The organism is Acidovorax sp. KPB24-07, from assembly GCF_057543315.1.
The window spans coordinates 1-8042 of the sequence record NZ_BAAJYS010000170.1; the positions used below are offsets into that span (position 1 = coordinate 1).

Sequence of the window (8042 nt, forward strand, 5' to 3'; positions counted from 1 at the left end):
AACAGCACGCCGAAGGCCTGGCTGATCCACATCGTCTCCATCTTGCGCGCCAGGTGCTGGAACGGGCTGCCCAGGTACTGCAGCGTGTACTGCAGCAGGCCCAGCGGCCGGCTCTGCAGCATGGCCAGCAGGCCGGGCCGGGGCGTCGGCGCGGCGAAGTCCGCCATGTACACGCCGATGCCCGCGGCGCCCAGCAGCGCCAGCAGCGCCACGCGGCGCCAGCCCATGCGCGCCACGGCGGCGTAGAGCGCCATCATGGGCAGCGCCATGATGCCGTTGGCCATGGTGCCGATGCTCAGCACGCCCAGGGCGCAGCCGCCGGCGAACCAGCCCACGTCCCGCGGCGCCTGCGTGGCGCGGTACAGGCAGTACAGCCCGGCCAGCGGCAGCCACTGGGCCAGGAAGAACTGGCTCTGGAATGCCCAGGTGAGGTTTTCCTGCTGCACCCACGACAGCAGCCAGACGGACAGCAGCGCCAGCGCCGCCACCGACGCCGTGCGGGTCATCGGCCCCAGGCGCGCCTTCAGGAAGGCCCAGAAGGTGGCGATGCTGCCCGCCACCAGCAGGTAGTTGACCGCGATCAGGAAGGCCTGGGTGCCGCCGAACCAGCGGTATTCCATCCAGAACAGGGCCTTGGACAGCACGAGGCGGTGCTCGTTGAAGAGCCGCCACCAGGCCTGCCAGCCGGCGCCATCGCGCACATCGGCATAGAACTCCAGTGCGCCCCACATGTCCCAGATCGGCACGGACGTGAAGGTGCGCCAGGCTGCCACGGCCGTCGCCAGGGCAAAGAGCGTGGCATAGCCCGCAAGGGCCACCGCCGCCCAGAGGCGGCGGCGTTCAGGGGTCCACGGCATGGCTCAGATGTCCATCTTGTGGAAGACCACGCGCGGCAGGTTGCGGATCACGGCCATGATGAGCGCCCATTTCGCCGGGGCGTACACCACGGGCGTGCCGCGGGCCATGCCGCGCACCACGGCCTGGGCCACCTGCTCCACGCTGGCGAGCTTGGCGCCGCGCGCCTTGAGGTGCGCCGTCATCGGCGTGTCGGTGGGGCCCGGCTTGATGAGCACCACCTTCACGCCCGAGCCCGCCAGGCGGTGCTGCAGGCCTTCGGCATAGCGCTCCACCAGGCCCTTGGCGGCGCCGTACACGTAGTTGGATTTGCGGCCGCGGTCGCCGGCCACCGAACCGATGATGCCGATCGTGCCCCGCCCCGCCACCTGCATCGCGCCGGCGAACGCCTCCGCGCACAGCGCGGGCGACAGGCCGTTGACGGCCATGGCCTGCTCGGCGCTGGCCAGGTCGCCCTGGCACCGGGCCTGGTCGGGCAGGCTGCCATGGGCGATGAGCACGGTGTCCGGCACACCCTGCGCCACCAGGTGCTGCACCAGCGCGGCGATGGAGGCCGCCTGCGTCACGTCGCCGGCCATCACGTCGATGCGGGCCTGGGGCTGGCGCACCTGCAGATCATCGGCCACGCCCTGCAGCCGGACCGCGTCGCGCCCCACGAGCACCACGCGGCCGATGCCGCCGGCCTGCAGCCATTGGCGCGCGCAGTGCTGCGCGATCAGCGACGTGGCGCCGACGATCACGAGGGTCTGCGGTGCGCCGCTGTCGTTGTGGTTGTTTTGCATGTTGGCGGTGATTTCGTTCGTTCTTGTGTGGTCTTGGAGAAAAAGCCGCAGGTCAGTCGCCCATCAGGCGCCGCGACATCGCGGACCGGATGTTCGGGTCGCGGTACGGAAGGAATTGGGCGAGCTTCGGGTAGCCGGCCTCGAACAGGGCGCGCGGCATGCGCGCGTCCTTGGCGGGGTACAGGCGCCCGCCGGCCTCGGCCACGACGGCATCGAGCCGGTCGAACAGCCGCAGCGTGCGCTCGCCGAGGTTGGGAAAGTCGAGCGCCAGCGTGACGCCCGGCTGCGGAAAGCTCAGCAGGCCCACCGATTCGCGGTCGCCGAAGGTCTTGAGCACGCCCAGGAAGCTGCCCTGGCCCGACGCGGTGATCTCGCGCAGCAGGGCGCCCACGGCATCGGGGCCGTGCGGGCGGGGCACCACGCACTGGTACTGGTAGAAGCCCCGTCGGCCGTAGATGCGGTTCCATTCCTGCAGGTTGTCCAGCGGGTAGGAGAACGGTTCGTAGTGCTGCAGCGCGCGGCCGGCGCGGCGGCGGTTCAGGTGGTAGTACGCCGCGTTGAAAGGGCGCAGGCTCAGGCGGTTGACCAGCGAGACGGGCGGCGCGAACGGCACGGTGCGCTGGCGGTCCTTCGGGGCGGGGCCGTGCTGGGATTCGGGCGCGGCGGCATTGGCGCGCAGGAAGATGCCGCGCGTGCCGCCGGCCCGGGCGCCCGAGAGGCAATCGATCCACGAGACGGTGTGTTCCCAGCCCGCCTCGGAGGCATCGGCCAGGGCGAAGAACTCGCCCAGCGAGCCGTAGGGCAGGGTCTCGGTGTCCAGCCACGCGCCGGGCACCCGCCGCAGCCGCAGCGTGGCCTGGGTGACCACGCCGGTCAGGCCCAGGCCGCCCACCGTGGCGGCGAACCAGTCGGGGTGCAACTGGGGGCCGCAGCGGATCGACAGCCCGTCGGTGCGCAGCAGCCGCAGTTCCTGCACGTGGTCGCCGAAGGAGCCCTGCACATGGTGGTTCTTGCCGTGCACGTCGTTGGCGATGGCGCCGCCCACGGTGGCCAATTGGGTGCCCGGGGTCACGGGCAGCATCCAGCCGCGCGGCACGAAGGTGCGCTGGATGTCGCGCAGCAGCATGCCGGCCTCGCAGGTCAGGTCGCCGGTGGCTTCGTCCCAGGCGATGAAGCGGTCCAGCCCGCGCAGCGACCACAGCGCGCCGCCGGGGTTCAGGCACACGTCGCCGTAGCTGCGGCCCATGCCGAACGCCAGCCCGTGCTGGCCGGGCTCGCGCGGCAGGTGCGCCAGCGGCCGTTCGGCCAGGATGCGCAGATCGTGGTCGTCGGCGCTCAGGCGGCCCCAGGAGCGCACGGCTACCACGGCAGTCCCAGGGCGGCGGCGACCATCGCCAGGCTGAACAGCGCGCCCGCGGCCAGGCTGGCGCGGTCCTTGAAGGCGAAGACCAGCGGGTCGTCATGCATCTGCCCGCGCACCGCGCGCAGCCACATCCAGCTCACCCAGAACACCATCACGGGCACGGCGGCCCAGATCATCTCCGGCGCGCGGTACATCAGCAGCACCGATTCGCTGTTGAGGTACAGCGCCAGCACCACCACGGCCGTGTAGCCGGCGGCGATGCCCAGGTTCTGCACGATGGGTGCGTCCGAGGTGAGGTAGCCGCGCCCGTGCGCCTGCGTCTTGCCCGCGGCCTGCTGCACCATCAGCTCGGCATAGCGCTTGACGAAGGCCAGCGACAGGAAGAGAAAGCCCGAGAACGCCAGCAGCCAGAACGACAGCGGCTGCGTGATGGCGTAGGCGCCCGCCACGATGCGCAGCGTGTAGAGCACCGCCAGCGCGATGCAATCGACCAGCACCCAGCGCTTGAGCGCCAGCGAATACGCCCAGGTGATGGCGAAGTACCCTAGCAGCCAGCCGAAGAACCCCTGGCCTACCTGCCAGGCCAGCGCGAAGCTCGCCGCCGTGAGCACCGGGACCAGGGCCACGCCCTGCCAGGCGGCCAGCGCTCCCGAGGCGAAGGGCCGCAGGCGCTTGCGCGGGTGCCGGCGGTCGCTCTCCAGATCGAGCAGGTCGTTGGCCACGTAGACCGACGAGGCGCACAGGCTGAAGGCCAGGAAGGCCACCAGCAGGAGGCCCCAGGCCTCGCCGTCGGCCACGCGGTGGGCGGCCACCAGCGGCACGAACAGCAGCAGGTTCTTGAGCCACTGGTGCAGCCGCAGGGCCTTGCGCCAGGGCTTGAGGCCCGCGGGCTCGCGGGGAAAGCGTTCGGCCACGTTGCCGTGCGCCTCGGCCCGCCGGGTGACGGCGCCCGAGGCATTGACCACGATGGCCGAGCGCGCGGCCTGCCACACCGGCACGTCCGCCTGCGAGTTGCCGGCGTAGTCGAAGCCGCGCTCGCCAAAGGCCTGCACCAGCGCGGCGGCCTTGGCCCGCCCGGCGAGGTTGGTGGCGCCATCGCTGGCCATCACCTGGTCGAAGCACCCCAGGTGGGCGGCGATGGCCTGCGCCACCGAGCGGTCGGAGGCCGTGCACAGCACGGTGCGCCGCCCGGCCGCGTGCTGGTTGCGCAGCCACTGCACGAACGGCACGTTGTAGGGCAGCGTGGCCACGTCCATCTGCACCCGCTGCCCGATCTCCTGCTTGAGCGCCGCCTTGCCCCGCGCCAGCCACACGGGCAGGGCCAGCGCGCGCCACGGCCCGTCCCGCAGCAGCTGCAGCGACGATTCGTGCAGCATGTCCGTCAGGATGAGCGTGCCGTCCAGGTCCACCACCAGGGGCGGTTCCGAGGACGGGCCCGGGATGGGCAGGGACGAATCGAGGGGCGGGCGCAAAAGGAACCTTTGGTGGGATGGCGTGATGGGGAGGCGCGGCGCATTGGTAACGCTCTGTGCGCAATGGCAACAGGACATTGTAAAAGCCGCCATCCACGCCGCCGCCCCGGCGTTACACCCTGCCCGAGCGGGTGTGGCGAAGATGCCGCAGCCCGCCCGCCACCCCCGCCGCGCTCAGCCCTGCAGCATGTACGACACGTCCGGTTCGCGCTGCGTGGCGATGGATCGCTCGAACCGGCGCGATTCCAGGTGGAAGATCCCGACCCGGTCGTTGTCCTGGCTCACGAAGGCCCAGGGCCGGGTGGGATGCAGGCTGACCGCGATGGGGCGTGCGTCCATGGGAATGTGGGCCTGCTCGGCGAGCGTCGCCGGGTCCACGATGGACAGGCTGCGGTCGCCATAGTGGGACACCAGCAGCCTGCCGTCGCGGCAGCGGTAGATGCGCGTGGGGTCGTTGCGCGCGGGCGCGCTGCGCACGACCTTCATGGTGGCCGTGTCGATGGCGCACAGCGTGTTGCTCCAGCGGCAGGTGACGTACAGCGTGCGCTCGTCCGCGCTGAGCGCATTGCCCTCGGGCTTGTCGCCGGGCACGCAGGCCACGGGCGCGAACGCGGCGTCATGCGGCTTGAACTGCGTCACCGAGTGCGTGAGCAGGTTCATCGCGTAGGCCGTCTGGCCGTCCCGGGTGAGCGCGAACAGGTGGCTCTTGATGCCGCCCACCGGCACCGCGCGCCGCACGGCGGTGTCGGTCTCGGGCCGGTCCAGCACGGCCAGCTGCGCGCGGTCCTCGCTCAGCACGTAGAGGCGGCCCGACTGGTCCATCTGGATGCCGTGCAGGCGGTTGAACGGCGCCAGGTCGATGGTGCGCGCCAGCGTGCGCGTGGCCAGGTCGATCTGCAGCACGCTGGTGCCGCCCGGGCCCGGGTGCCCCGAGGTCTCCACGCCGTAGTGGCCCACGTAGGCGTACCGCTGCGCCGCGTCCACCACGAATTCGTGCGGGAACGGGGGCAGGGCGATGGTGTGCAGCCGCTCGCCGCTGGCGATGTCGTAGTGGCTGATGCAGTGGCTCGATTTCTCGATCAGCAGCAGCACCTCGCGCGGCGCGCGCCCCGCCGGGGCCTGGGCGAGGACCGTGGCCGGCCCCAGGGTGGATGCGGCCAGCGAAAGGCCGGCGGTCTTCAGAAGCTCCCGACGTTGCATGGTGGTGGTCTCCCTTGGTGTGGATCGAACAGCGCCCTGGCGGTCGCGCGGCGGGCGCATCGCCGCTTTTTTTTCGCGCGCTTCAGCGCCCCCAGCGCAGCACCAGCGGATCGAGCCGCCGCGCGATGCCGATGAGCTGGCGGCGCACCTCGGGGTGCATCGGCGGCCAGGGCGCGCGCGGCGCCTCGCAGGCGATCACGCCGCCTTCCTTCATGAGCGCCTTGGCGGCCAGGAAGCCCGCCTGGCGGTTCTCGTGGTTGATGAGCGGCAGCCAGCGCTGGTAGTGGGCGAAGGCCGCGTCCGCATCGCCCTGGCGGTGCGCCTGGAGGATGGGGCGGATGCCGTCGGCAAAGCCCGCGCCGGTCATGGCGCCGGTGGCGCCGGCCTCCAGGTCGGCCAGCAGGGTGATGGCTTCCTCGCCGTCCCACGGGCCTTCGATGGCCTCGCCGCCCAGGGCGATCAGCTCGCGCAGCTTCGTGGCGGCGCCGGCCGTCTCCATCTTGAAGTAGCACACCTGCTCGATCGTCGTCGCCATGTCGGCCAGGAAGGCGGGCGACAGCGGCGTGCCGGCCGCCGGTGCGTCCTGGACCATGATGGGAATGCCGATGGCGTCCGACACGCCCTGGTAGAAGGCGCGCACCGGCGCCTCGCCGAAGCGGAAGGTGGCGCCGTGGTAGGGCGGCATGACCATGACCATCGCCGCGCCCATGTCCTGCGCGCGCCGGCTGCGGGCAGCGCAGACGGCGGTGCTGGTGTGCGTGGTGGTGACGATCACCGGAACGCGGCCGGCCACGTGTTCCAGCGCGGTGCGCGTCAGCACCTCGCGTTCGTCGTCCGACAGCAGGAACTGCTCGGAGAAGTTGGCCAGGATGCACAGGCCGTCCACGCCCGAGTCGATCATGAAGTCCAGGCAGCGCCTCTGGCTGGCCAGGTCCAGCGTGCCGTCTTCGTGGAACGGGGTGGGCGCGACGGGGAAGATGCCGCGGTAGCGGGGGTTGGAGAGACTGGCCATGGGACGCCGCCTTACTCGATGATGTCGAACTGGTCGAGGTACTCGGTCTTGAGCGAAAGGCCCAGGCCCGGCACATCGTCCTGGAGTTGCAGGAAGCCGTTCTCCGCGACGGGCTCGCCGTCGAAGAGGTACCAGAACAGCTCGTTGCCCACCTCCACGTCGAAGATGGGAAAGTACTCCGCCATGGGCGAGGCCAGCGTGCTCATGGTCAGGTGGTAGTTGTGCATCTGGCCCGCGTGCGGAATCACCGGCACGGAATGCGCTTCGCACAGCGCGTTGATCTTGTGCGCGGCGGTGATGCCGCCCACCCGGTTGGTGTCGTACTGCACCACGCTCACGGCCTTTTTGTCCAGCAGCTGCTTGAAGCCGTACAGGCCGAACTCGTGCTCGCCGCCCGAAATGGGGATGATGTTCATCGCGTTCAGTTCGGCATAGCCGTCGATGTCGTCGGCGATCACGGGTTCTTCCAGCCAGCGCGGCTCGAACTTCGCGAGCTTGGGCAGCATGCGCTTGGCGTATTCGAGGTTCCAGCCCATGTAGCACTCGAGCATCAGATCGGTGTCGTAGCCAATGACTTCGCGGATGGCTTCGACCGACTTCAGGTTCTCCTGCACGCCGTGCTGCAGGTGCGCGGGGCCGTAGCCGAAACGCATCTTGAAGGCCTTGAAGCCCTGGTCGAGGAAGGTTTGCGCCTCGTCCTGCATCGCCTTCAGGTCGGTGCGGTAGAGCTTGCTGTAGTAGCAGGGGATCTTCTCCTTGGTGCGGCCGCCCAGCAGCTTGAACACGGGCTTGTCCACGCTCTTGCCCAGGATGTCCCAGATCGCCAGGTCCACCGCCGAGATCGCCGCCATGGCCACGCCCTTGCGGCCCCAGGCGTGCGTGCTGCGGTACATGCGCTGCCACAGGTATTCGTAGTCCCACGGGTCGTGGCCGATGACCAGGGGCGCAAGATATTCGTCGATGATGGCCTTGGCGATCTTCGGCGCCAGTGCCACGTTGCCGAGGCCCACGATCCCGTCGTCGGTCTCGATCTCGACCACCGTCCACGAATGGAAACGGAAGGTGCTCATGCTCTCGGCCGGCGAATACAGCAGGTCCATGGCGTTGGAGCAGAAGTGGCCCTGCGGTGGCACGGTCTGGCCCTTCCACTGGAATACACGGGCGCGGACGGATTGGATTTTCATGGTGGAGTCTCTGAACGGAGGGAGTGGGATCAGGCGGCGGCCAGCGCCTTGGCGCGCTGCGCGCTGCCCATGCGGCAGGCGATCTGGAAGGCCTGCCAGGTCGCCTCGGCGCTGGCGCGGCCCTGGCCGGCGATGTCGTAGGCCGTGCCGTGCGCGGGCGTGGTGATCGGGATC

General features: G+C 70.3%; 7 protein-coding genes and 1 pseudogene. All 8 read right to left on the minus strand.

The genetic code is table 11. The features are described 5' to 3' along the window. Positions 1–857: pseudogene (locus AC27IQ_RS15845) on the minus strand (hypothetical protein); the annotation flags it as partial. 3 nt (positions 858–860) lie between these two features. Then, the gene (locus tag AC27IQ_RS15850) at positions 861–1637 is read right to left on the minus strand and encodes an SDR family NAD(P)-dependent oxidoreductase (protein ID WP_487090028.1); all 777 of its coding nucleotides are present in this window, start codon (positions 1635–1637) and stop codon (positions 861–863) included. 52 nt (positions 1638–1689) lie between these two features. Further along, on the minus strand, positions 1690–3003 hold the full coding sequence (locus AC27IQ_RS15855) for an FAD-binding oxidoreductase (protein WP_487090029.1): 1314 nt from the start codon (positions 3001–3003) through the stop codon (positions 1690–1692). Then, positions 2997–4472: a UbiA family prenyltransferase gene (locus AC27IQ_RS15860; protein ID WP_487090030.1), complete on the minus strand. Its 1476-nt coding sequence runs from the start codon at positions 4470–4472 to the stop codon at positions 2997–2999. The genes AC27IQ_RS15855 and AC27IQ_RS15860 overlap by 7 nt, the downstream gene beginning before the upstream one ends. Positions 4473–4646: 174 nt before the next feature. Continuing rightward, positions 4647–5672, minus strand: a complete 1026-nt coding sequence (locus AC27IQ_RS15865; protein ID WP_284430470.1) for a YncE family protein — start codon at positions 5670–5672, stop codon at positions 4647–4649. An 82-nt stretch (positions 5673–5754) separates the two neighbouring features. Continuing rightward, positions 5755–6684 (minus strand): dihydrodipicolinate synthase family protein, encoded by a 930-nt coding sequence (locus AC27IQ_RS15870; RefSeq protein ID WP_487090031.1) that lies wholly within the window; start codon positions 6682–6684, stop codon positions 5755–5757. Between the two features lie 11 nt (positions 6685–6695). After that, on the minus strand, positions 6696–7868 hold the full coding sequence (locus tag AC27IQ_RS15875; protein WP_487090032.1) for an L-rhamnonate dehydratase: 1173 nt from the start codon (positions 7866–7868) through the stop codon (positions 6696–6698). Between the two features lie 29 nt (positions 7869–7897). Beyond that, the coding region (locus AC27IQ_RS15880) for a 4-hydroxythreonine-4-phosphate dehydrogenase PdxA (protein ID WP_487090033.1) at positions 7898–8042 on the minus strand (145 nt) is incomplete at its 5' end.